This window comes from Pseudodesulfovibrio sp. zrk46 (assembly GCF_012516435.1).
GTDB lineage: Bacteria > Desulfobacterota > Desulfovibrionia > Desulfovibrionales > Desulfovibrionaceae > Pseudodesulfovibrio.
This window is the reverse complement of record NZ_CP051216.1, coordinates 1332297-1355218: the sequence shown is the minus strand read 5'-3', so window position 1 is coordinate 1355218 and position 22922 is coordinate 1332297. Positions and strand designations below refer to the sequence as shown.

At 52.3% G+C, this 22922-nt stretch carries 25 protein-coding genes and 2 tRNA genes; 7 read left to right on the top strand and 20 right to left on the bottom strand.

Going from position 1 to position 22922, the window contains the following annotated elements; genetic code table 11:
- Positions 1 to 106: 106 nt before the first annotated feature.
- The 4 genes from HFN16_RS06205 to HFN16_RS06190 form a co-directional block, all read right to left on the bottom strand.
- Positions 107 to 352 (bottom strand): hypothetical protein, encoded by a 246-nt coding sequence (locus HFN16_RS06205; protein ID WP_168889928.1) that lies wholly within the window; start codon positions 350 to 352, stop codon positions 107 to 109.
- Positions 353 to 432: 80 nt separating this feature from the next.
- Positions 433 to 678 carry a hypothetical protein gene (locus HFN16_RS06200; protein WP_168889927.1) on the bottom strand — a complete coding sequence of 82 codons (246 nt, stop codon included), beginning with the start codon at positions 676 to 678 and terminating at the stop codon, positions 433 to 435.
- Positions 679 to 974: 296 nt separating this feature from the next.
- Positions 975 to 1050 (bottom strand) — tRNA-Glu (locus tag HFN16_RS06195).
- Positions 1051 to 1055: 5 nt separating this feature from the next.
- Positions 1056 to 1131 (bottom strand) — tRNA-Lys (locus HFN16_RS06190).
- A 196-nt stretch (positions 1132 to 1327) separates the two neighbouring features.
- Here HFN16_RS06190 and HFN16_RS06185 point away from each other — a divergent pair.
- Positions 1328 to 2593, top strand: coding sequence for a phenylacetate--CoA ligase (locus HFN16_RS06185; RefSeq protein WP_168889926.1), 1266 nt, complete (start codon positions 1328 to 1330; stop codon positions 2591 to 2593).
- A 400-nt stretch (positions 2594 to 2993) separates the two neighbouring features.
- Positions 2994 to 3851 carry an AraC family transcriptional regulator gene (locus tag HFN16_RS06180; RefSeq protein WP_168889925.1) on the top strand — a complete coding sequence of 286 codons (858 nt, stop codon included), beginning with the start codon at positions 2994 to 2996 and terminating at the stop codon, positions 3849 to 3851.
- Positions 3852 to 3935: 84 nt separating this feature from the next.
- Here HFN16_RS06180 and HFN16_RS06175 read toward each other — a convergent pair whose 3' ends face one another.
- From HFN16_RS06175 to HFN16_RS06145, 7 genes are all read right to left on the bottom strand, one after another.
- Positions 3936 to 4730 carry an HAD hydrolase family protein gene (locus HFN16_RS06175; RefSeq protein ID WP_168889924.1) on the bottom strand — a complete coding sequence of 265 codons (795 nt, stop codon included), beginning with the start codon at positions 4728 to 4730 and terminating at the stop codon, positions 3936 to 3938.
- Positions 4731 to 5067: 337 nt separating this feature from the next.
- A complete protein-coding gene (locus HFN16_RS06170) occupies positions 5068 to 5664 on the bottom strand; it encodes a TetR/AcrR family transcriptional regulator (protein ID WP_168889923.1) in 597 nt (198 codons plus the stop codon).
- 239 nt (positions 5665 to 5903) lie between these two features.
- Positions 5904 to 7127, bottom strand: a complete 1224-nt coding sequence (locus tag HFN16_RS06165) for an ABC transporter permease (RefSeq protein ID WP_168889922.1) — start codon at positions 7125 to 7127, stop codon at positions 5904 to 5906.
- Between the two features lie 15 nt (positions 7128 to 7142).
- Positions 7143 to 7814 (bottom strand): DUF3431 domain-containing protein, encoded by a 672-nt coding sequence (locus tag HFN16_RS06160; RefSeq protein ID WP_168889921.1) that lies wholly within the window; start codon positions 7812 to 7814, stop codon positions 7143 to 7145.
- Positions 7807 to 8583 carry a LarC family nickel insertion protein gene (locus HFN16_RS06155; RefSeq protein ID WP_168889920.1) on the bottom strand — a complete coding sequence of 259 codons (777 nt, stop codon included), beginning with the start codon at positions 8581 to 8583 and terminating at the stop codon, positions 7807 to 7809. The genes HFN16_RS06160 and HFN16_RS06155 overlap by 8 nt, the downstream gene beginning before the upstream one ends.
- Positions 8584 to 8633: 50 nt before the next feature.
- A complete protein-coding gene (larE, locus tag HFN16_RS06150) occupies positions 8634 to 9389 on the bottom strand; it encodes an ATP-dependent sacrificial sulfur transferase LarE (protein WP_168889919.1) in 756 nt (251 codons plus the stop codon).
- Between the two features lie 66 nt (positions 9390 to 9455).
- Positions 9456 to 10313 (bottom strand): ChbG/HpnK family deacetylase, encoded by an 858-nt coding sequence (locus HFN16_RS06145; RefSeq protein ID WP_168889918.1) that lies wholly within the window; start codon positions 10311 to 10313, stop codon positions 9456 to 9458.
- A gap of 217 nt (positions 10314 to 10530) precedes the next feature.
- Here HFN16_RS06145 and HFN16_RS06140 point away from each other — a divergent pair, with 217 nt between their 5' ends.
- The 4 genes from HFN16_RS06140 (at position 10531) to HFN16_RS06125 (ending at position 12921) form a co-directional block, all read left to right on the top strand.
- Positions 10531 to 10908, top strand: a complete 378-nt coding sequence (locus HFN16_RS06140) for a MarR family transcriptional regulator (RefSeq protein WP_247648456.1) — start codon at positions 10531 to 10533, stop codon at positions 10906 to 10908.
- 60 nt (positions 10909 to 10968) lie between these two features.
- Positions 10969 to 11745, top strand: coding sequence for a class I SAM-dependent methyltransferase (locus HFN16_RS06135; protein ID WP_168889916.1), 777 nt, complete (start codon positions 10969 to 10971; stop codon positions 11743 to 11745).
- A gap of 514 nt (positions 11746 to 12259) precedes the next feature.
- Positions 12260 to 12505 (top strand): helix-turn-helix domain-containing protein, encoded by a 246-nt coding sequence (locus tag HFN16_RS06130; RefSeq protein WP_210772238.1) that lies wholly within the window; start codon positions 12260 to 12262, stop codon positions 12503 to 12505.
- Between the two features lie 11 nt (positions 12506 to 12516).
- Positions 12517 to 12921, top strand: coding sequence for a hypothetical protein (locus HFN16_RS06125; RefSeq protein ID WP_168889915.1), 405 nt, complete (start codon positions 12517 to 12519; stop codon positions 12919 to 12921).
- Between the two features lie 85 nt (positions 12922 to 13006).
- On the opposite strand, the gene HFN16_RS06120 is transcribed toward HFN16_RS06125, so the two are convergent.
- The 3 genes from HFN16_RS06120 to HFN16_RS06110 form a co-directional block, all read right to left on the bottom strand.
- Entirely contained in the window at positions 13007 to 14317 is a 1311-nt protein-coding gene (locus tag HFN16_RS06120; protein WP_168889914.1) for an ATP-dependent 6-phosphofructokinase, read from the bottom strand.
- 109 nt (positions 14318 to 14426) lie between these two features.
- Positions 14427 to 15434: a D-glycero-beta-D-manno-heptose-7-phosphate kinase gene (gene rfaE1 / locus HFN16_RS06115; protein WP_168889913.1), complete on the bottom strand. Its 1008-nt coding sequence runs from the start codon at positions 15432 to 15434 to the stop codon at positions 14427 to 14429.
- 152 nt (positions 15435 to 15586) lie between these two features.
- Positions 15587 to 16507, bottom strand: coding sequence for a ParB/RepB/Spo0J family partition protein (locus HFN16_RS06110; RefSeq protein ID WP_168889912.1), 921 nt, complete (start codon positions 16505 to 16507; stop codon positions 15587 to 15589).
- A gap of 95 nt (positions 16508 to 16602) precedes the next feature.
- Here HFN16_RS06110 and HFN16_RS06105 point away from each other — a divergent pair, with 95 nt between their 5' ends.
- Entirely contained in the window at positions 16603 to 17016 is a 414-nt protein-coding gene (locus tag HFN16_RS06105) for a hypothetical protein (RefSeq protein ID WP_168889911.1), read from the top strand.
- 114 nt (positions 17017 to 17130) lie between these two features.
- Here HFN16_RS06105 and HFN16_RS06100 read toward each other — a convergent pair whose 3' ends face one another.
- From HFN16_RS06100 to HFN16_RS06075, 6 genes are all read right to left on the bottom strand, one after another.
- Positions 17131 to 17898 carry an AAA family ATPase gene (locus HFN16_RS06100; protein WP_168889910.1) on the bottom strand — a complete coding sequence of 256 codons (768 nt, stop codon included), beginning with the start codon at positions 17896 to 17898 and terminating at the stop codon, positions 17131 to 17133.
- 275 nt (positions 17899 to 18173) lie between these two features.
- The gene (locus tag HFN16_RS06095) at positions 18174 to 19181 is read right to left on the bottom strand and encodes an NAD-dependent epimerase (RefSeq protein WP_168889909.1); all 1008 of its coding nucleotides are present in this window, start codon (positions 19179 to 19181) and stop codon (positions 18174 to 18176) included.
- A 452-nt stretch (positions 19182 to 19633) separates the two neighbouring features.
- Positions 19634 to 20494: a hypothetical protein gene (locus HFN16_RS06090; protein WP_168889908.1), complete on the bottom strand. Its 861-nt coding sequence runs from the start codon at positions 20492 to 20494 to the stop codon at positions 19634 to 19636.
- Positions 20470 to 21690, bottom strand: coding sequence for a bifunctional phosphopantothenoylcysteine decarboxylase/phosphopantothenate--cysteine ligase CoaBC (gene coaBC / locus HFN16_RS06085; RefSeq protein WP_168889907.1), 1221 nt, complete (start codon positions 21688 to 21690; stop codon positions 20470 to 20472). Before coaBC ends, HFN16_RS06090 begins: the two co-directional genes overlap by 25 nt.
- 2 nt (positions 21691 to 21692) lie before the next feature.
- Entirely contained in the window at positions 21693 to 22151 is a 459-nt protein-coding gene (locus tag HFN16_RS06080; RefSeq protein ID WP_168889906.1) for a hypothetical protein, read from the bottom strand.
- A 75-nt stretch (positions 22152 to 22226) separates the two neighbouring features.
- On the bottom strand, positions 22227 to 22919 hold the full coding sequence (locus HFN16_RS06075; protein WP_168889905.1) for a hypothetical protein: 693 nt from the start codon (positions 22917 to 22919) through the stop codon (positions 22227 to 22229).
- Between the last annotated feature and the right edge of the window lie 3 nt (positions 22920 to 22922).

Sequence of the window (22922 nt, the reverse complement as noted above, 5' to 3'; positions counted from 1 at the left end):
TATCTGAATATATCAAAGACAAAACAGAAAGGCCCGCTCATGGCGGGCCTGATAGATCGTATGGGGAGGGAGAAATTGGCATGGTGCTCCCTCTAATTCACAATCATTACTCATACATCGTCCCAGCCATTAGGAGATCGGCAAATAATCTCCATTTTGGCTCTTTATTCATATCAATCCCATGGAATTTATAATAACCATCAAAGTTTTCAGACCAAGCGGCCATAGCTTCGAGAAAACGAGGCAAGGAATCATTCTCCCAATTACATTCAGGTTTCCCTACCTCCTCGGCCATCTCTGCTATAAACCGTGCAAGATCATGATTTGTGAACACATCTTTAGGCAACATCATAATCCGCCTCCTCGTACCTTAATTGTAAGCCCATCATTAATTGGTTTGAATTTCCAGATTTCCTTCTCTGAATAGATTTCTCACAATTCAATAACATTGGGCTTATACTGAAAACATTTGTCAATTAATTTATCAATATCAATTTTCCCAGTACTATCGCGATATTCATCTGAATAAAAAATATATCCTGTCAAATTGGGGTCAGGTAATATTTGACTTAACTCTTCTAAAATCTCTAAATCTCTGTCTTCGTTAGGCGGCGGATTTGAAAGAAATTCAGTTAACAAGACTCTTGCTTTTTTAATTTTTTCTTGTTCGTTTCTCATTTGTTCTTTAACATACTGTATTTAGTTGTTTTTTTTAAAAAACCAGGGACACAATACTATTTATTCTTTGAATGCCCCGGCCTTCCTGGTCGCAAAATCCGTCCAAGATTCTTTTCGGCCTAATCATGGGGACACCATACCTATTTCTGCGCTCTTCACTGCAACTACCAAAGTCACACCATAAAAAGAAGCCCCGAAAATACGGGGCGTTAAATTGCTTGGGATATGGGAAAGAGAATTCCCCTAGAAAACGAAAAAGGACCTACGATTTCTCGTAGGTCCTTCTTATCGTCGTGTGGCGTCCCCAAGGGGGTTTGAACCCCTGTTGCCGGCGTGAGAGGCCGGAGTCCTAGGCCACTAGACGATGGGGACGCGATTGGTGGGTCGTACTGGGATCGAACCAGTGACTCTCTGATTAAAAGTCAGATACTCTACCATCTGAGTTAACGACCCACGCGTTCAAGGAAGGTATGTCTATCGCCTACCCCTTTCACTGTCAAGCGTATTTTTGAAGATTCTTAATCTTTGTTTCTCGTCTCCAACCTCTTGGAATCACGGTCGATCTAACTTTTTTCTTGCAAAATTGTTCACGAATGCTATACTCCCGCCCCTGTCTGTAAGGCAAATTTTCCATCAAGGAGACTACATAATGACAAGAAAAGACCGCACTGAAGGAATTTATTCCCGCCGTGAAGTTCTCGACGAGTCCGAGCGTCGGCAATACAGCCAGCTTCAACTTAAGGAGCTGCTGTCCTACGCCTACCGCTACTCCGAGGACGTCAAAAAGCGCTTTGACCGCGCTCAGTTCAATGTGGACAAGTTCCGCACCCTGAACGACCTCAAGCATATCCCCATTATTAAGAAGAAAGAGCTGATCTTCCTCCAGTCCATGGGCCCCCGCCTCGGCGGACTGCTCACCAAGGATCTGGGCGAACTGCAGCGCGTCTTCCTGTCCCCCGGCCCGATCTTCGATCCCGAAGACCGCACCGAGGACTACTGGGGATGGACCGAAGGCTTCTACGCCGCAGGTTTCCGCTCCGGCGATCTGGCGCAGATCACCTTCAACTACCACCTCGCTCCGGCCGGCCTCATGTTTGAGGAACCCCTGCGCAACCTGTCCTGCGCCGTGGTACCCGCCGGTCCCGGTAACACCAACTCCCAAATCGAAATCATGCAGAAGCTGCGCGTGACCGGCTACGTCGGTACCCCCAGCTACCTCATGCACCTCGCCCAGAAGGCCGAGGAAATGGGCCTCTCCCTGCGTAAGGATCTCTTCCTCGAAGTCGCTTTCGTCACTGGCGAAAAGTTCTCCGAGAAGATGCGCTCCACCCTGGAGAAGAAGTTCGACTGCATCATGCGCCAGGGCTACGGCACCGCCGACGTCGGTTGCATCGGTTACGAATGCTTCCACAAGGACGGCCTGCACCTGTCCAACCGCGCCTTTGTTGAAATCTGCCACCCCGACACCGGCATCCCGCTCAAGGACGGCGAAGTCGGCGAAATCGTGGTCACCGCTTTCAACAAGACCTACCCGCTCATCCGTCTCGCCACTGGCGATCTCGGCTACCTGGACCGCTCCCCCTGCGCTTGCGGCCGTACCTCCCCGCGTCTCGGCGGCATCGTCGGTCGTGTGGACACCACCGCACGCATCAAGGGCATGTTCGTGTACCCGCATCAGGTCGAGCAGGTCATGGCCCGCTTCGAAGAGGTCAAGCGTTGGCAGATCGAAGTCACCAACCCCGGCGGCATCGACGAGATGATCCTGTCCATCGAGGCAGGTCAGTTCAACCAGGAAGACGAGCTGCTCCACCTCTTCCGCGAGAAGATCAAGCTCCGTCCCATCCTCAAGGTTCTGGCTCCCGGCACCCTGCCTCCCCAGATCCGTCCCATCGAAGACAAGCGCACCTGGGACTAGATCCGCGCAACTCAAAAGGCCTGCAAGCATCTGCTTGCAGGCCTTTTTTTGTTGCGGTCCCGGCTTTGGATAGCGGCGCATCTGCTTCGTTAAGTGAATTGTAGGTGAGTCTTCGAACCTTACAAGATCTTATGCCTCAGGTATGACAGGCGACGAGTGAATCCTCACCGTAGCGTTGCTACGCCTCCGGTTCCCTCGTGCCCGTCGCCTTGCAGCTGCACCACTCTCCAAAGCCTCACGGTGTCAGGGAAAAGGTAAAAATCTGTCTTGATTACGAGAGCGCTTCAGGACAATTTTCAAATCTCCATTGAAGGCTTAAGCATGAAACTGATACATGCCGAATTCAACAACAGCGCAAAAACGATCAAGTTGGAATTTTCAAATCAGGCAAAGTGACCTCATGCGTACCCCGAAAGAGACGACCAAACAGGATTATGCCCGGCGGATGGATCTGGTTCTGAAGCATATCCATGATCACATTGATGATTCCATGGCGCTTGAAGAACTCGCTGAAATCGCATGCTTTTCGGCTTACCATTTTCACCGCATTTTCAGCGGTATGGTTGGCGAATCAGTGAAATCCTACATCAGGCGAATTCGACTGGAACGGGCGGCCGTCATGCTCAAGCATAACGACACCTCCGTGACCGACATTGCGTTCGATGCCGGCTTTGAAACGCATGAGTCGTTCACCCGCGCCTTCAGTTCCATGTTCGGCATCTCTCCTCTTGGGTACCGAAAGGCCCACAACGTGCGCCTTGACCAGCAACAACCAACGTACTGGAAGGAGATCACCATGGAAGCAAAAGTCATAGAAATGGAAGCAGTGCATGTGGCGTACGTCCGTCATACCGGCCCTTATGAGGAATGCCATCCCGCATGGGAAACCCTCTGCAACTGGGCAGGCCCCAAAGGGTTGCTCGCCAACACACCAAGATTCATAGGTATTTGCCATGATGAACCTGAAATCACCCCGCCGGACAAGATTCGTTACGACGCCTGCGTTCAAGTGAATGAAGAGCTGGAGACGGAGTCTCCTGTCGGGACCAAGACCATCCCTGCCGGGCGCTATGCCACCACCCTGCACAAGGGCCCATATACCAAGCTGGCTGCGACCTACGAACAACTCTGCGGTCAGTGGTTGCCACAAAACGGGTATGAACTGGAGGCCAAGCCCAGCTTTGAGGTGTACCTCAACGACTGCACCATCACCCCCGAAGAGGACCTCTTGACCGAGGTGTATATCCCGGTGAAGTAGTATACCGACCCCACAAACAACAAACGGGAGCGAACCATGGTTCGCTCCCGCTTTCGTTTTATCAACTTGTTTTATTGAGAAATATTATCTCCGCACTCCTGCGGACAGCACGTCGGCCAGCTCGCGGATCACGCCGAAACCGCCCGGGGCCTCGGTCACGTAATCGGCCATGGCCAAAATGGCGGGATGGGCGTCGGCCGGCGCTACGGTGAAGCCGCACAAGCCCATGGCGTCGGCGTCGTTGACGTCGTTGCCCACGTAAAGCACTTCGGCAAGGGACACGCCCTTCCGCCCAGCGAGATCGATAATGGCAGAGCCTTTGTCACGGATGCCCTGCGACACCTCGATATTGAGTTTCCCTGCACGAGCCGACACCACGGGATTTTCCTCGGTGGACAGAATGCACTGGTCAATGCCGAGCTTGCGGATCATGCCGATGGCCAGACCGTCCGAGCGATTGGCCGCAACGGTTTCCCGCCCTGTTTCGTCCACGAACACACGGTTGTCGGTCATTACGCCGTCGAAATCATAGACCACGAGCTTCACGACGTCTGCGTTGGAGAGACCGCGCTGGGAGAGCATGATGAGTTCGCCATCCGGTCCCACGTAGAGAGGCGTATCTTCCAGCAACTTCTCGCCCCGGCCGCCGCCGTGCTCGATGATGGCCTCCACGGCCATATCGATACTCGGCACTTCCACGCTGTGCACGATGCAGCCACCCGTCGGGCCGTCAGGCACTTCCAGAAGACGCAGAGATTGGCCGTAGGGACCGATAAGCAGGGTTTCCCAGGCCAGACTGAAGCCCAGACTCTTTTCATAGAACAGAGCGGATTTTTCCTTGTCGCGCACCAGCAGCGTCACTGTGGGATGAACAGCCATTGTCGGGCTCCTTGATTCAGTAGTTTCGCGCGGCACGATACCGTGCGCAGGAAAAGGACGCAACATATGCGCGCAGGAAGAGCGCTTTACCTCTATTTCCTACCTCGCAGCAGGAAATGCTTATTCAAGCCCATTATTTAGCCGATTCATCGCTTTTACATTCTTCGCTTACGTGAGTAATCGAAAAAATATCACGCTATTTCAGGCAAAGAGACTATTCCCTACATATTTCGTATAGATTATCTAGAGATTGCAGTCCGATGCTCATTGGATCGCATAGCGCATAAAAAAGGCCATGCGAGGCATGGCCGATTCAATTCATTCTTTCAGGCGCTGGTCAGGCGCGGAGCCCTTCAAGCAGCATGTGTACCTGCGGTTCGATAAACGCCCACACTTCATCTGCACTGAAATTATCTGCCCGCAATCCCATGAGGGTTATGCCGGTCAGATAGAAGGAAGTCAGGGCACGCACGGCCGTGTTGATATCCATGTCCTTTCGAAACTCTCCGGCCTGAACACGCTTCTCGATAAGCGAAGCGAATTCGACAGAAAGCTGCCAAATGGTTTGATCCAACATCTGTGACCATGGCTGCACACCATTGAAGGCTTTTCGGAAGAACAGCATGGTCTGCTCAACATGACTTTCCGCATATCTGAGGCGTGTGCGCATGATGAACTCGACCATCTCTTCAAGAGAGGCGTCGGGCATTTCCACCAAATACTGTCTGCTGAGTTCCTGTAGCGCATGTGTCTGCAACTTCAGGGCAAGCGCGGTCTTGGTGTGAAATAGGGATTTGATATCTTCCAGCCCCACTCCGGCTCGCTTTGCAATGTCTTCGAGGGTTGTCTTCTTGACGCCCTGCTCTTCGAAAAGCCTAGCGGCGGCGTCCAGAATGGACAACCCCATCTCATCGTTATCGTGAATTGTCGTCATTGCTCCCCCTTCCTGAATACTCCGCCATGATTAACTATTTATTAGACAGCGCATTTCATCATCTGAGTCAATTATCTTTCACAATTTATACAGGTTCTGCACGACTCGATATCAACAATACAATTTTGCACTCAGTTGATTGTCAAATATGGATAGTCAATTTCATATAGCTGGCTATTTATTCTATTGATAGCCAGCTATCTATAACTTCTATCTAACTGAAATATTATTTAATCGATCTATATTTTGAGAACGTCGAGGATTTCGATATTTGCCGCCTGCCATGCCGGATATGCGCCCGCAGCAATCCCCAAAACGCAGGACCCAACAAGGGTGGTGATGAGGCTGTTGGCATCGATGATGAGCGGCAGATCGGCCAGATTACAGCCCACTGTGACAAGTACCACGGTGGCCAGTACGCCGAAGGCTCCACCGATGCCGGCCATGAGAGCCGACTCGAACAGAAACTGTCGAATGATATCCTGGCGACGTCCGCCCACAGCCCTGCGCACACCGATCTCAATTCGCCGCGAACGAACCACGAGAATCATGATGGACAGGATGCCGAGGCCGCCCACCCCGAAGGAGATGGTGGAGGTGATACCGCCCAGTGTGGTCATGAGATCCAGCGCCTGTCGTTGCAACCGCATGGCATCCTTGGGCGACATGGTGGCGAAGTCATCCTTCTGCCCTTCTTTGATATTGTGCCGCATACGCATGATGGCGGTGGCCGACTCTTCTACCTGCTCCAGTCCGGCATCTTTTGAGAGCCTGAGGAACACGCCTGAAATCCAGTCCTGATTGCTGGCGCGCCGCATGAATGTCTCCAGCGGAATGAAGAGGTACTCATCCTGATCTTCTCCGGCCACATCACGGCCCTTTGCCTCCATCACTCCCAACACGCGGAAGCTGGCCCGGAAGAGATAGACTGTCTCCCCTATTGCCGCATCAGCGCTACCGAACAACCGCTCGGCAATTTTCTGGCCAAGAACGCAGACCTTGTTGCGCTCTTCGACATCTTCCCAATCAAAAAAACGGCCATTTTCTGGGAAAAAATTACGAATAACTTGATAGTTGGGCCACGACGCCATGATCTTCGCAGTGACGGCATTTCCATTGCCGCGCACCTGCATTGTGGTGTTCACATAGGGCGTTCCTTCCATGACAGAAGGCACGCCGTCGATGACAGCCTTTGCATCTCCCACGGTGAAGTTGCGCGAAAAGGCTGTGATTCGCGCCCCGCCGCTACGACGGAAGCGTATATTTCCAGCGACCACCGCATAGGAGTTGGGTCCCAGCTTTTCGGTTTCGATCTCGGCCCTGCGGACCATGATCTTGGACACATGCTGAACTCCAGTAAACGCAAGCGCGCCAAGGAACACGCCGAGCATGGCCAGAATGGCCCGCCATTTGTGCGCCTTGAGCGACGAGAGTGCTATGCGAAAATTCAGTGGGAGTGCCATAACGGGTTGCCTTATCTATAACTTTTCGTAGTCGTTCCGATTCCAGGCTACATTGCCATTGAAAATGTGCTGCCACAACCGTTCAAAGGCATGTCCGGTGTTATTTGCATCATCAGGATCAGCCTCCACCAACCGCAAGGCATACTCGTAGAACGCCTTGGGCCGTGTCCGGATTCTGTCTCCGGTGACAGCAAAGATGCCGGTTGGAGCACGCGCCACCAACTGGCGGGGAAAATCGGCGTCGAACAGCTTCTCGAATATTTCGGCCAACGGGATGTCTTTGCCCCATCCAGCCCATCTGCCCTCGTTTTCAGGCTTGTGCAGGTCATGCGGACGGCCCAATCGGTCACATTTGAGCTTGAACCAAGCAAATCCCTTGAATGGAACACCTCGATCCGCAACATCTTCAATATGGTTCTGCAACGTTTTCACGTCCCCTTTTCCCTGATCACCAATATGATCAAATGGGTCTCCCTGCAGAAACACATTGACCGGAGCCAACGAGTCGTACTCTCGCACGATGTGTGTAAAATATGTATGCGCTTCTCTACCAATATTTGCCAAATGAACTGCATTTTGTACGGGCTTTCCACCCTTGTCATACACTATGTAATCATAGTCCAGGTCATCGACCCAGGAGATGTCTTCCTGATACCGCGCTATGATCAGTTTTATGTTATCACGCATGATTATGGTCTCTATTCGGTAAATCTTCTGCAACCTTCTCTAACATGAAGGCACGAACGTATGTCGGGTGTTCGTCAGACGACCTACCGCCTGAGCCGTAACCCACACCACGAACCCTCCCCATGGGCATAGTTCCGCAGTTATCGACAACTGTCCGCAATACTGTCAATCCAGTGGGCGTTGCCCGCTCCATTCCACATTCAGAACCGAAGGTAATAAGGCTTTGCGCTAACAACGCACAAGCTGGTGCAGGTACTGGCATTTTGCCATGTGCACAATGTACGAAACCAGACCCCAGATCCACGGGCGAGCACACCACTGTTTCAGCTCCGATGCGGTCCAGTAAAACCATGCTTCCTACAATATCCACAATAGTATCTACAGCACCTATCTCGTGAAAGTGGACTTTCTCGAGTGAAACGCCATGCACCTTGGCCTCAGCCTCCCCCAACAGGGTTATGGCCTGTCGAGACCATTCTGCAGCCCGTCCGGTAACACCACTGTCATCCACGATCCGCATAAGGTCGCCATGTGTTCGCAGCGGTTGGTCGTTCGTCTGGATCACGTCCACATGCCAAGTCATAATCCCACCGATCTTCTTATGGGACCATTCAAGACCGAATCCTTCAATATTAAGGCGTGTTAGCTCGTTTTTAAGAAAGGCAAACCCTGCTCCCTCGCCCTCTATTTCTTCTAGCACATGGGCCAACGAGGCCAAGAGCATGTCACCGCTCACACCTGTCGAGCAGTCCAAATATACGGTTCGCATCAACCTTTCTCCGTTCGAAATATGACTAGGGCTGACTGTTCCCAATGTCTTTACCCCTTCAAGACACACACTCTGTAGGAGCGCAGACCAAGGTCGCTGATCAGTTCCATGAAGCGATCATGATTTTTTTCAATAATTGCATTGTATTGCGACAACACTTCAATTGTTGCCACCAGATTATCATGACGAGCCCTCAACGTTTTCACGCCCCTTGCGTGGAAGAATTCTTCCATGGCCCGTACCATCTCCAAACGCTGCTGATTTAGAGGAATGCCTGTCGGTATCCTTGTGGCCAGACAACTCTCTGATGGCGTGTCCCAATTGGGTAATTCTATGGATTTAGCCACCCTGCGAACATCTGCTTTGGTCATGCCCGCCTCTTTCAGTGGCGAAAACACACCGAACTCTTTCGCGGTCTTGAGTCCAGGACGCTTCGGATCGTCATCTTTGTTGGTGCCATCCATGATCAGCGTATCGTCACCATATTCTAGCCGCATGAGATCGAAGATGGCCCGCTTGCAATGATAGCAGCGAAGCTCTGTATTCCGCCGAACTTCCTTGATTTCCCGAAGTCTTATGCACAGGGGATGATGCTCGATGCCGATATGTTCGGCCATTTCCACGGCGCGGGTAAAATCTCGCGGTGCGGTCAGCTCACTCTGCACGGTCACGGCCACGCAACGCACGCCCATGGCCGCTGCCGCAGCGGCAGCCACCAGCGTGGAGTCCACGCCGCCGGACATGGCCACCACGGCCCGGTCCACCGCCACACAACGTTGGCGGATGACTGATATGAGCATTTCCATGTTCATGGCTACAAACCTAGCCCACCACCATAGTGTGTTCAACCCATTTCGGCGATCAGGCCTCTATCATTCCACGAATTTCGGCAATTCCGAATATGTGACCAACTCAGCGCCTAACATCTTGATGGCTTCCGGCCACGCATCCTCTGCCAGAGAGCGAAACTGGTCGCGCCACACAGCGCTGATCTTGGTTGGATCGTATTCCGGCGGTATCGGAGGATCACCAGCTGTTATCATGCCAGCGCCGCAGCCCAACTCCAACACACTGTCAGGCTTCACATCCCCACAATTATCCAGATAGACGACAAACCGCTCCGGGGACATTGCCCCATCATGATCAACGGCACTCCACAAAACGTCAGTCCAGTTCACACCGTCGAGTTCTCTGTCGAAATACCCACAGACGTTGAGAAATTTTGATTGATAGATTGATTTGTCCAGCTTGGAAATCTCACTGCACTCTTCTGGTTTGCGAATCCAGTCAATGCCGTATTCCTTCGCCAGATTCACCGCCATGCGCGTCAGGGACGGCCACCCATGGACATGCTTGTGGCTTGTCAGATGAGTAGGTTTCACGCCAAGGCTCATGATGTGTTCGATTTGGGCGCGCCACTCTTTTTCCACTTCCATGTGGTCAACCTTTCCGGCTGCATAGCGTTGAAAAAGAATGACAGGGTCCATCAAAAAGGCCCCGTTCTTATCCACCAGTGAAGTAACATTCTGCCAATGGCTCACCGGACGCCCACGAAGAATATCCAAATGCACGCCGAGACTCACGCCTTCCAGCGCCGTCGCGCTCTTCACAGCAAGTCCGTTCGCAACGATGGATGCGGACGTGCACAATCCTTTTTCCGCCAATATCTCGACAGCCCGGTTCACAGCTGGGTGCAATCCGGCATCATCTACATTAATTATGAGCTTCATTCTTCCCAACTACCTGCACACACTCCATTCGTAAAGATTGCTGCACATAGTTTTCATTTGATTATTCTTAAAATAGCATGCTATTTATTATCGCGTTAATCCAATTAATCCACTGGAATCACTAATGAACGATCTACAGCCATTGTTTTTTGATCAACTCTCGAGATTTCAACGCCTTTATGCCAAGAGTCTCTCTTCCCGACTTACACCATACGGTGTGCAACCAGGATATCTCACCATTCTCTCAAGACTGTGGGAAAGAGACGGCATCACGCAAAAGGAATTGAAGGCCACGTTGGACATTGAGCAAGCCACCCTCTCCAATACCCTCAAACGAATGGAAAGGGATGGCCTTGTCGAGCAAAAGCGAACCAAGGAAGATCGTCGGCGACATCACATTACCCTCACCGATCACGGTCGCAGCATCCAATCCACCGTGACCGCGGCCATTGATGACCTTCGCTCTTCGGTTAATCAGGGCCTGACCATCAATGACCGTCGCTATTTCAAACGCATCATGCGGCAAATGACCGAAAAGCTGGAAGAAGACCAGATGGAATCCATTGTCGTCCTTCTGGATGAAGTCGTGGATTAACCGCAATGGTTGCGTTCCGAACCGTTCCCCGCTAGAAGACCTGCCATCAGGAGAACACTCATGAGTAAATACACCGATATCCGAATCGGCGGCGAAATCGTCCGCAAACATCGTCGTGACATCAAGAAAGATGCTGTCATCTGCGCCCACATCCCTACCGGCCCCTGCAAGATTTTCGAATCTAGCGCCGGCTCTGCCATCCTTTCCCGTCAATTGAAAGACCAGGGCCATGATGTCACCATTTCCAACTACTACCCGCAGAAGTTTCCTGACATCAAAGAAATTTTCCAGGATCTGAACCAGCGCCTTGAGCTTGATGATGACCAGTTCGACGTAGTTATCTGCCGTGAAGTCATCGAGCACGTCGAGTCCGTGCCGCATGTACTCCGCGAGTTCAACCGCGTTCTCAAGCCCGGCGGCAAGCTTATCCTGACCTTCCCCAACCGCTTGCAGATCCGTTCCCGCTTCATGCACCTGTTCTCCGGTTTCTACCGCGGCATGAAATCGCCCATCAATCTGGATGTCCCGTATGGCGAAGCCCATATCAACCTTATCGGCTACCCCGAGATGGACTACTTCCTCCGCAAGACCGGCTATGACATTGAAGCCGTGGAATCTTCCTACTTCCAGTCCAGCGATAAGGTTTTCAAGGTTCTCCAGCCTTTGATTCGGCTCACGACCAATTACTATCTCCTGAAATACAAGAAGAAAGCCCAGGAGCATGAAAAGACCAAACCCGAAAACATCGCGTACAACACATTCATCGCGAATACCCTGCTCAGCGATGACCTGTTTTTCGGTAAAGACGTCATAGTTACCGCCACTAAAAAGGCATAAATTCACATTTCCCACATTTTTGCCCGGTTTCAGCTCTCTCAACTGAGCTGAGGCCGGGCCTTTTACTTTAACTAACTACAATTTGCTTCAACTCGGTCTTATGGCACGGTATTGCTGCATCGGCACCAGACCAACTCTCAACCCATGCAACCAATCATGTTGCAATGCACACCATTTTCCACTCTCTGTTCTTAATTAATATAACATACTCTTTTAACTCATATTATCTATTCAAACAGCTTCTTCGCATCTCGATATTTCTACGACTTTTTCTAGACAAACACGTTACATTTTTGATGCGACAAATGTCATTTCGGGACAATTTCCCATTATTATTTTTTTCAAAATCTGCTATACGCTTCTCTAATGAACAACAAGGTCCTGTTTTCCCACTTGAACGACGGATTTGTAGAAAAAGTCTAGACTTTGTAGGACAACGTTGTACTTTGTTGACAATCTTTGACTCGTTGTGTCAAAGAGTGAACATCGCTAGTACGTTTATGACAGGATAGACATGAATGATATTTCCAAGCCTCCGACGTTATTCACGGTGCGCGAAGTGGCAGACATCCTCCGCGTGCACCAACGAACGGCGTACAGACTGATTACAGGTGGAAGTATCAAGGCGATTAAAATAGGAAGCCAGTGGCGTGTCCCAGAGGCATCGCTGATGGATTTCCTCAATTCAGGATGGCAGGAGCCGGAATCTGAGGGCAAAAAGGAATCCGGTCCCACGCAATACAAACTTCCTTTGGAGTAAGGAGAACGAACATGTCGAAAAAAATGGTTGGCGGACTAAACGGAACCGACCCAATTCTCAACGTCAATTTACCCAATGACTTCGGTGAAGACATGGCTGTCACCGGTCAGCTTATTGGTGAAGAAATGTACTTTGACGACAACTCCGGTATGCTGACCATGGAAAAGCTCTACCGTGACGACAACGAGAACCTCGCCTACGGCATCATCTCCGCCATTGGCCATGCACGTGAACGCCGCGCCTATCGCATTGAAGAACGCGAAGAGACCATCATCGCTTCCAATGGTTCACTTTCCCTTGAATTTTCCCACGACGAACTTTTCGAGCTCCTCGCCGTTGCCCTGGCGTCCGAAAAGGAAGGCGTCAGCCGTCAGGTAAACGAGCAAGTTCGCCGTCGCCTGGCCGCAAACGAATAGTTTTACCGCCATATCGACATGAAAAAGGGAGCCGTTTGGCTCCTTTTTTTTGTGCTCTATTTTTTGCCCTTATGGGCAATCCCTCTTATTTCGGGAAAAAATAGTCCAACTGTCCAGTGGATTCCATCACCACATTCCAGTAGTCCGAGTTCACATTCAGAGTCCGCCGTTTCACGGTCACCAGATCAAGGGGCAAATGCACCATGCTCGACTTGAGATGTGTCACGACCATCCCGGTCTTGCCACTCATGGCTGCATGAACTGCCTGCTGGCCCAGAAAACCACAGTAGACGCGATCGCCGGCATTCGCTGGCACAGACCTGATTATATAACTGGGATCAATGAATTTTACATTGAACTCCAGGTCATTTGCACTGAAGTAACTCTTCATATTGTCAATCAGGAAACCGCAAATGTCTCCCAGCTTGGGATTCCCGGACTCGTCACGCTCCAAATCATCGCACATGAGGTCCTGCCCTGCGCCCTCGGCACAGACGATGACCGCATGGTTACGATGCTCCAGACGGCGCTCCAGGGCCTTCAGAAGGCCATTCTCACCTTCCAGAGTGAACGAATGCTCGGGAACGAGAAGGAAGTTTACATCCTGCAAGGCCAGCGTAGCCTGTGCCGCAATGAAACCAGCCTCACGGCCCATCAGCTTGACCAGACCGACGCCTCGGTCCATGCCAGTCGCTTCCACGTGGGCGCACTGGATAGCCTCGGTCGCTTTCTCGACAGCCGTATCAAAGCCAAATGTACGGGTGATGAAATTGATGTCGTTATCAATGGTCTTCGGCACACCGATAACCGCGATCTTGCGCTTGCGCTTGCGGGTCTCTTCAACAATCGATCTCGCGGCCCGCATGGTGCCGTCTCCACCGATCACGAACAGGACGTTCACGTTAAGTCGCTCCAGAGAATCCACGATCTCCACCGGGTCCTGCTGCCCTCTCGAAGAGCCGAGAATCGTACCACCGAAGTGATGAATATTGGTCACATTGCTGGGCGTCAGCTCCATCACGTCATAGCCGTATTTCGGAATAAAACCGCGCAGGCCGTTTCTGATCCCGAGCACGGTGGGAATGCCGTATTTATAATGCGCTTCCATGACGATGGCGCGGATAACGTCGTTGATACCCGGGCAAATGCCACCACAGGTGACAATGGCGCATTTGGTCTTGGATGGATCGAAATAGATCTTCTCGCGAGGCCCAGCCTTCTCAAAAGACATGGTCAGGGTCTCGTTATCGAGTTCTGCCAACTCTTCAGGCGTCATGATCAAGCGCTGTGGCTTGGATTCATCCACGTACCGGGGGCTGCGCATAGGCGTGGCGATCTTGCAAGCGCCGAGTGTATCAATGGTCGTATCGAAATGTAATGTAGACTCTGGCGACATAACTAATTCCCCATATAATCAGACGGTTGATTAATTGTCTTTAATATAACTGCGCCGACTTGAATGTGAACGAATTATGATCTTGTACCCATATAAACAGGGTAGATCATTACCACGAGGTGACTATGGGCTCGGGCAATTCGTCCACCACGTCCTTGAGATCGCTGATTGATGCCGTGGCTGCGCCGACCTGTGCAACCACAACACCGGCTGCATAGTTGGCCAGTGTACAGGCGGTCAACAGATCCGTGCCGGCAGACAAGGCTAAGGCGATGGTAGCAATGACCGTGTCACCTGCGCCCGTAACATCAAACACCTTACGAGCGAAGGTCGGTACGTGCTGAATAGAATCCTTGCCTTCAAACAATGCCATGCCGTCGCCGCCCATGGTGATCAGGAGGTTCTTGCACTGGAGGCGGTCAAAGAGTGCGTCTCCGGCGCGAATGACGGACTCCATGTCCGCCACAGGAAATCCTGCACCCTCCCCTGCTTCCTTGGTATTTGGAGTCAGCAGGTCTACGCCGGTGTAGAGGTCGTAATTTACGGTCTTGGGATCGACGAGAACCTTTGGACGCTCAGGCAGATTATCGATCATGGCGTTGAATCGATCCATGAATTCGGCAGAGATGAAGCCCTTTCCGTAGTCTGAAAGGATGATGACCGGAAAATCACTGATCACGGATTGCAGATAGTTGAAGAGTTCGTCCATTTCAGCATCCTGAAGCGGTCCAATCTGCTCTTGGTCAACACGCACAACCTGTTGGTTACTCGCGATGATTCGGGTCTTCTTGGTGGTCGGGCGCGCCTGGCAACGGATGAACTTCGTAGTCACCTGCGCTTCATTGCAGAGTCGCTCCAGAATGGAGCCATCTCCATCTTCACCGACCATGGATACGAGTACGGCCTCGCCGCCCAGCGCAGTGATGTTGCGAGCCACATTACCTGCCCCGCCGAGAAGGGAGGACTCCTTCTCAACCCGGACCACGGGGACCGGTGCTTCAGGTGAAATACGGTCAACACCGCCAATCATATAATGGTCAAGCATCAGGTCGCCGATGATCATGACCTTATGGCCCTCAAGGGCGTTGATAGCTGAGTGAATCTTTTTCAATGTCATGCTTGAAAACCCACGTTTTCCGATGGTTTTATTGACAGTTCCGGCGTCTACGATTCGAGTGACGCTCCAAGAACCAATTTGTCGTTCATGGGCCTATCATCACGTTACGATCAGATAATGCCCACTTACGATCAATACTGCTAATATAGTATCTAGGCGTACTCTGCGCCCAACTTTTCCACAAAAGACTTCAAGGTATCTTCATCGCCATAACTGACTGTAACCTTGCCTTTTTCAGGACTACCCGCAATCTTTACCTTAACTCCCAGCAAATCGCCCAGAGCGGACTGGAGAGATTCAAGGCGCGGATCTAGGGGTTTGGCCGGAGCTTTAGCCCCCTTTGAGGCGGTGACAGCCTGCCCTATTTCCTCTGCCCCGGGCAGGCGGCCATTCTGTTTCCAGAATGTAGCCTGCGCTTCGGCCTGACGCACTGTGAGCCCGTTTTCTGCCACACGGCGGTGCAACTCGGACTGAACGTCATCCTCTGTCACAGCCATGATTGCACGGCCATGCCCAGCGGAAATATTGCCCTGCTGGATATCGTTCTGAACGGTTTCAGGCAAGTTCAGAAGACGCAGGGAGTTGGCTACGGCAGAGCGGCTTTTGCCGACCTGACGGGCCAGCTCTTCCTGGCTCAAGCCGAACTCCTGCTGCAAACGCTTATAACCAAGTGCTTCTTCAACAGCGTTCAGGTCTTCACGCTGCAGGTTTTCGATGAGCGCAATGGCGAGACTTTCTTGGTCCGTCATCTCTCGCAGGAGAGTCGGAATCTCGGTCAGGCCTGCCAGCTTTGACGCACGGAGGCGTCGCTCACCTGCCACCAGTTCATATTTACCACCGCCCAGAGGACGGATGAGAATCGGCTGGAGAACGCCACGGGTCTTGATGGAGGCGCACAGATCATTCAGTGCCTCCTCAGCGAATTCACGCCGCGGCTGATGCGGGTTGGGCGTGATCGCAGTGATGGGAATCATGCGAACTTCCGCCGCATCCGAGGTCACTTTTTCGTCTTCACGAACCCCGCCAAGCAGCGCGTCCAATCCACGTCCAAGCCCTCTGTTACCCGATGTCATATTGCATCTCCTCTTACTTTGTATGCGCACTCTTGCCCAATGGACAGGAAGTGCCTATAAAGCCCCGAACAACGACAACGAAATCCGGAGCGCACATGTCTGAACATATCAATGAACTTTACGATAAGGACGGCAACCTGATCGGCTGCCTGCTTACTGCCGAAGCGTGGAATTACGTCAAAAAGGACATCCTTGCCCGACTTGGCGTGGAAGACGAATCCCAGCAGGAAGAAATCAAGGAACCAGTCGCTGATTGGGAGACCCTGCAAGAATACTGGGATTATGACTACCCGGTCGACACCGACGTCCACTGCGAAAACTGTGGCAGTTCCACCGAGGACTGGGCAGCGGACGATCCGCGCAAGTTCTACCTCACTGCCGCCAATCTGGCCGGACTGGTCTCTTTCCTCTGCGTCAAATGTCAGGCAAAAGTGGTCAAGAAGCATTTCAAGGACACTATCAAGACCGAATGCACGCCCTATCAGGAGAACAAGGACTATCGTAGATAAAATCGCTACGAACCACTTCCCTTCTCATAAAGTCATCACAATGATCACTATGGCTCACGCCGTGGTGATCATTATTTTGAAAGAACAACCCTACCCTTTCGAAACAGGCAGGACCTAGGCTACCGTGCTTTTGGCCACTTCCTGGGCCAGTTGCAGATACGCCTCAGCACCCTTGGATTTGATATCGTAGTTGATCACGGGCTTACCAAAGCTCGGAGCCTCGGAAAGTCGCACATTTCTCGGGATGATGGTCTCGAACAGGTGCTGTGGGAAGGCCTTTCTGACCTCATGCTTGACCTGCCAGGAGAGCCTGTTGCGGGAGTCGTACATGGTCAGCACCACACCCAGCATACCGAGGTCGGTGTTGAGGCGCTTGCGCACCAGTTCGTACGTCATGAGCAACTGCGCAATGCCTTCCAAAGCGTAATACTCACACTGGAGCGGCACTAAAAGTTCCTTTGCAGCGCACAAAGCATTGACTGTCAGCAGCCCCAGAGACGGCGGACAATCGATGAGGATGAAATCGTACTCGGCGTCCACTTCTTCAAGCAGCTCACGCAGGTAATGCTCGCGCCCAAACTTATCCACCAGTTCGATCTCAGCACCCACGAGATCCTGAGTGCCGGGCAGTAAATCCAGAAACGGCACGTCTGTCTCACAGATTGCCTTATGGATTTTCTTTGGATCAAACAGAACAGTATAGATGTTCTCTCTCTGATCTGAGGGGTAAAAACCAAGCCCACTGGAAGCGTTACCCTGGGGATCGCAATCCACCAGCAGCACCTTCTTTTCCATCACAGCCAACGAGGCAGCCAGATTAACCGACGTCGTGGTTTTACCCACCCCGCCCTTCTGATTCGCTACAACGATTCTTCTCGCCACAGGACCCTCACTTGCACACTTTGGATGAAAATTTTGAATGTTTCACGTGAAACAATCCTGCTCACCCTACCTAATGTTTCACGTGAAACAATTCGCGGTGAGCACATCATGTTCGTAGGCTGAAATGAAAATGATCGCAAGACACGTGCACAGAAAAAGTGTGAAAAAGTCGAAAAAATGAAAAACGGGGCGGAAAATCCGCCCCGTTCGAGTGCTCATCTGAGTGTCAGGGATGATCAATGCATTATTAGCTCGATCATCACTCTGCCCTGTGACTACACGTTGTAGTACTCACGGTACCAATCGATGAAGTTCTTGATGCCGACTTCAATGGTGGTGTCAGGCTTGAATCCGACGTCGTTCATGAGATCATCAACATTGGCTTCGGTGGCCGGAACGTCACCAGGCTGCATATCCATGTAGTTACAGATAGCCTTCTTGCCCACGACTTCCTCGATTACTTCGATGTAGCGAGAAAGCTCGACAACAGAGTTGTTGCCGATGTTGTAGATCTGGAACGGAACCTTACTGGTGCAGGGATCCGGATTGTCTCCATCCCAATTTGGGTTGGGTACGGCGGTACGCTTGGTTACGCGGATCACGCCTTCAACGATGTCGTCGATGTACGTGAAGTCGCGGCGCATCTTGCCGTGGTTGAAAACATTGATGGGCTTCTCTTCAATAATATTCTTGGTGAACAAAAAGAGAGCCATATCAGGACGGCCCCAGGGACCGTACACGGTGAAGAAGCGCAGGCCAGTGGTAGGCAGGTCGTACAGGTTGCTGTACGAGTGAGCCATCATCTCATTGGACTTCTTGGTGGCAGCATACAGGCTCATGGGGTGATTGACGCCCTCATGCGGATTCAGGGGCATCTTGGTGTTCATGCCATAAACAGAGCTGCTCGAGGCGTACACGAGGTGCTCAACATCATTGTGGCGGCACCCTTCCAAAACATTGGCATAACCAACGAGGTTGGAATTCACGTAGGACATGGGGTTCTCGATGGAGTAACGAACGCCAGCCTGAGCTGCCAGGTTCACAACGTGAGTAAACTTCTCAGACTTGAACAGTTCAGCCATGGGCAGTGCGTCCTGCAGGCTGATGTTCACATGCTTGAATTTGGAGCTCTGCTCCAGAATGGCCAAACGGGCCTTCTTGAGATTCACATCGTAATACGGATCGAGGTTATCGAGTCCGACAACTTCGTGCCCTTCGGCGGTGAGGCGTCTGGAAAGATGAAAGCCAATGAATCCGGCTGCGCCGGTAACGAGAATTTTCATGTTGGTATGTTCCCTCATGATGGTGTCACGATCCGAAGAGATCGTGGTAAAGTATGATCCCGGTCCTGAAAATATTATAGGACCGTATAGGTCGTCTTGATGTTCGAGGCTATCCCTTACTCCAGACCCATAGGTAAACGCAAGTTGTGAAGTAGATCACAATATAGTTGCACAAATATGAGCATCCTATCGTCAACTTTCACCCTCACACTACGGGAGGCCTTGTGTATCAATGGTTTGCAGGCACCGCTGCGTCAGAGTGCTTAGAAGGCAATGTTCTTGAAAAGTCGACAAACGACCTGTCTGAGGCCACAAAATCAATATTTGGGCTGTTTTTGAGCGAAAAACAGCCACATCGGAAAAAGGAGAGGAATAATGTGTTAAAATCTGTGAGTGAAAACAAAAAATGGCCCAAGAGCCATTACATTTACATAGACGAACAATTTTGCTCGCTATGAAATTCTGATTGCGGACAACCCTTCGGTGGCGAATTGCTGCTCGTGCGGCAACATGGTCACCAGCTTGGCAAGGGGAGGTACAACGAAGATGGTGACGTCGTTGTAGAGGTATGTTGTGCTTCCGGGTTGCGCGTCAGGATGAATCACCCGAAGCGCCTCATCACCAAAAACAGCGATGTAAGGCGTGCGCCAGATTTCCCATCCGCGCCAGAACATTTCACGGTTGGGCTGAAGCGCTCCATTCACCACGGCGGACATGGGCCAGAAGGCGGCGGTGCCGGGGGGCCACTTGAGGTGGTGCGTCAAAGTGTTCTGCAACACGGACCGGCGGCGCGGGTCGGACTGACCGCCAAGATCGAAGCCGAGTTCCATATAGGTGCAAACCACCTTGGGCGCAGAGACACGCTGAGAGATGACTTGGTAAAATTTATTCCACGGCTCAGGAAGCTGGACTTTGGTCGGCGGCTGAGCATGGGCGGCTCGGGCTGCTTCAACAGGCTGCTGGGAAAATTGCTGCGCTGTAGGCTGTTGCATCCGCTGCCCCTGTTGGGGAGCTTGTTGCGGTCTGGGCGGCGGAGCCTGTTGTTGAACTTGCTGCTGCACAGGCGGCTGAGCCTGTTGCTGAGATGGAGCCTGATTCTGCTGCTGGTACGGTGGACGCTGCTGCATTCCACCCCCCTGCTGCATCTGAGGACGCTGCGGGGGCTGGTACTGCTGTTGCTGACGAGCGGACGCACTCCGCCCTGTCCCGATGCCAGCCTGTGCGTGGCCGGGAGCAAAGAGGAACTCCAGCCCGGAATCAACCCACGGGCGATACTGCTCGTCTATGTCTAGTCGAGAAGAAGGTGATCCCATAAACGCCACGCCACTTCGTTTTTGGCCAGTTGCGGCCACATTTCCTTTCGTCCAGCCTTGTCCAGCACATACATCTGGTTGGTGCCGACACCGAACCCGCTACCCTCTTTCGAGATGTCGTTGGCAGCGATGAGGTCGAGATTCTTGCGCTGAAGCTTGCCCTCGGCATTGGCCTTAATGTCATTTGTCTCAGCAGCAAAACCGATGAGCTTCTGGCTATCGGTCTTCATGCCGCCCATGGTCTTGAGGATGTCATGGTTCGGTTCAAACTCGACAGTGATACCGTCATCGCCAGAACCGCCCTTCTTGAACTTATGGTCGCCAAACGGCTTGGGACGATAATCGGCCACGGCCGCAGTACAGCATCCGATGTCCATGGAAGGCCACAGATCCATACAGGCGTCATACATCTGCTGGGCCGTGGTCACGGAGACCACACCTACCCCGGCAGGAAATTCCAATGCGGTGGGACCAGCCACCACGGTGACGTCGGCGCCACGTAAATAAGCGGCCATGGCAATGCATGCGCCCATGGTGCCGCTGGAAGGATTGGACCAGAAGCGGACCGCATCCCACGGCTCGCGAGTGGGTCCAAGAGTGACCATCACCTTCTTACCGGCCAGATCCTGCGGACTAAGGGCCTTGAGGGTGGCAGTCAAAATTTCTTCGGTGGGAGCAAAGCGTCCGTCTCCGGTGTCGCCGCACGCCACCTTCCCACAGCCGGGCTGGATACGAATGAAGCCGAGGTCGCCAAGCATTTCCCAGTTGCGTTGAGTAGCCGGGTTGTCCCACATACGCGGGTTCATGGCCGGAGCGATAATCTTAGGTCCGGCAAAGGCGAGAGCCTGACAGGAGAGCATGTCGTCAGCCATACCGAACGCGAGCTTGGCCATGGTGTTGGCCGAGGCCGGAGCAATGACCATGACGTCGGCAATCTGACCGGGCTCGAGATGATCGAAGGCCGAATCGCCGCGCGCGTCAAACATGTCCGAGTATACGGGAGAAGCGCCCAGGGCCTCAAAACTGAGGCCCTGGATGAATTTGGTACAGGAGTCGGTCAGGGTCGCGGAGACCAGACAGTCGGCCGCGAGGTATGACCGCACCAGATCAAGCGCCTTGTATGCGGCAATGGATCCGGTGACACCGAGGTGGACCCGTTTGCCCATGAACCCGGCGAATTGATAATGCTGCTGCATAACTACTTCTTGGCGGTTGCGCCGTCCTTCACTTCCACTGCGATGATGGTGGTGGTGGCGGAACCGAAGCTGTCGTCAACCTGGATGACGCAGCTCTTGTTGAACTTTTCGAAATTCAGGACGGACAGCTTGCCGGCCTTGTTGTTGGAAACCAGAGTCCAGTTGTCCTTGGCCATGTTGTTGACGAAGAACTGGACCAGTTCCAGCACTTCAACGCGGCCCTTGAACTTCATGATGGCTGCGCGGAACTTGGCGTTGTCCAGCTTGTAGGACTGGTCTTCAACGTAGGAGATCTCTTTGGGGATGAGGATGTCGTCGAAATCGTAGTAGTAGTTCGGCTCTTCATAGGTAGCTTCCTGCGCGCCCGGATCGGTGGAACCGGTGGAACCACCAGTGGTAGTGCAGGCGGCGAACATGGTGAGACAGGCAAGAATCATAAGGAATTTGGTGAAAGAACGCATTGGTCTCCTCCTGTGCCGTTCTTAGAGTTGCAAGACAGGGGCCCGTTTATCAGGGAGTGGGCCGAAAGAAAAGCTTTACGATGCGGCGGTTTTGAGCCGATCGATTTTCTCTTGAAGATATTTTTCCATCTCGCGCCGATCCTTGCGCAGACGGACCAGCTCGGATTCGAGAATCTGAAGCTTGGCCTTGATGTCCGAAGTGTCGAAGGTCAGCTTGAGAGCCATCTCCTCGATCTCGGCATCCTTCTGCTCAAGCTCAGCGTCCTTTTGCTCAAGCGCCTGGGTTTGCAGTATAATTTCTTCTGGAATAATATCTGCCGAAGGCAATTCCTTCATCTTCTTCTGGCTACGGGCCAGCATGACAAAGGCGGTCTTGAGCTTCTGGATGTCGTCCTGTTGCCGCTCGATGGTCGCTTTCTGATCCGCAATGACCTCCATACAGGAAGCCACTTTGGTGATGACACCGTTGAACACTTCGGCCAGTTCGCCGAAACCGTTGTTCTGAACCAGTGTATGGGATGCGTTGTCCACATCGATGGTGCGGGGAAACTCGGCGCGCAAGTGATCTTCGATCTCTGCTGTGACGCGCCCTTCCCCGTACAAACGGGAAATACGCTCGAACACGGTCAGCGATTCTTCGGGATACTTGGTGACACGCCCCATCTTGCGCCCTCCAAGGAAATCCTTGAACAGGGACGCGTACCGACGGGCGGTCGGTGCGGGGATTCGGGTAAGTTTGGCTATCTCAGCCACGGAAAGCCAATTCATGAC

Coding starts and splice junctions, on each gene's coding strand:
- larE (WP_168889919.1), bottom strand. CDS start 9,389: ATGGAAATGCTCATATCAGTCATCCGCCAACGTTGTGTGGCGGTGGAC.
- HFN16_RS06170 (WP_168889923.1), bottom strand. CDS start 5,664: ATGACGACAATTCACGATAACGATGAGATGGGGTTGTCCATTCTGGAC.
- HFN16_RS06080 (WP_168889906.1), bottom strand. CDS start 22,151: ATGCGTTCTTTCACCAAATTCCTTATGATTCTTGCCTGTCTCACCATG.
- rfaE1 (WP_168889913.1), bottom strand. CDS start 15,434: ATGACATTGAAAAAGATTCACTCAGCTATCAACGCCCTTGAGGGCCAT.
- HFN16_RS06095 (WP_168889909.1), bottom strand. CDS start 19,181: ATGAAAATTCTCGTTACCGGCGCAGCCGGATTCATTGGCTTTCATCTT.
- HFN16_RS06130 (WP_210772238.1), top strand. CDS start 12,260: ATGAATGATATTTCCAAGCCTCCGACGTTATTCACGGTGCGCGAAGTG.
- HFN16_RS06110 (WP_168889912.1), bottom strand. CDS start 16,507: ATGACATCGGGTAACAGAGGGCTTGGACGTGGATTGGACGCGCTGCTT.
- HFN16_RS06180 (WP_168889925.1), top strand. CDS start 2,994: ATGCGTACCCCGAAAGAGACGACCAAACAGGATTATGCCCGGCGGATG.
- HFN16_RS06205 (WP_168889928.1), bottom strand. CDS start 352: ATGATGTTGCCTAAAGATGTGTTCACAAATCATGATCTTGCACGGTTT.
- HFN16_RS06105 (WP_168889911.1), top strand. CDS start 16,603: ATGTCTGAACATATCAATGAACTTTACGATAAGGACGGCAACCTGATC.
- HFN16_RS06120 (WP_168889914.1), bottom strand. CDS start 14,317: ATGTCGCCAGAGTCTACATTACATTTCGATACGACCATTGATACACTC.
- HFN16_RS06075 (WP_168889905.1), bottom strand. CDS start 22,919: ATGAATTGGCTTTCCGTGGCTGAGATAGCCAAACTTACCCGAATCCCC.
- HFN16_RS06155 (WP_168889920.1), bottom strand. CDS start 8,583: ATGCGAACCGTATATTTGGACTGCTCGACAGGTGTGAGCGGTGACATG.
- HFN16_RS06175 (WP_168889924.1), bottom strand. CDS start 4,730: ATGGCTGTTCATCCCACAGTGACGCTGCTGGTGCGCGACAAGGAAAAA.
- HFN16_RS06125 (WP_168889915.1), top strand. CDS start 12,517: ATGTCGAAAAAAATGGTTGGCGGACTAAACGGAACCGACCCAATTCTC.
- HFN16_RS06135 (WP_168889916.1), top strand. CDS start 10,969: ATGAGTAAATACACCGATATCCGAATCGGCGGCGAAATCGTCCGCAAA.
- HFN16_RS06160 (WP_168889921.1), bottom strand. CDS start 7,814: ATGCGTGATAACATAAAACTGATCATAGCGCGGTATCAGGAAGACATC.
- HFN16_RS06165 (WP_168889922.1), bottom strand. CDS start 7,127: ATGGCACTCCCACTGAATTTTCGCATAGCACTCTCGTCGCTCAAGGCG.
- HFN16_RS06145 (WP_168889918.1), bottom strand. CDS start 10,313: ATGAAGCTCATAATTAATGTAGATGATGCCGGATTGCACCCAGCTGTG.
- HFN16_RS06200 (WP_168889927.1), bottom strand. CDS start 678: ATGAGAAACGAACAAGAAAAAATTAAAAAAGCAAGAGTCTTGTTAACT.
- HFN16_RS06185 (WP_168889926.1), top strand. CDS start 1,328: ATGACAAGAAAAGACCGCACTGAAGGAATTTATTCCCGCCGTGAAGTT.
- HFN16_RS06090 (WP_168889908.1), bottom strand. CDS start 20,494: ATGGGATCACCTTCTTCTCGACTAGACATAGACGAGCAGTATCGCCCG.
- coaBC (WP_168889907.1), bottom strand. CDS start 21,690: ATGCAGCAGCATTATCAATTCGCCGGGTTCATGGGCAAACGGGTCCAC.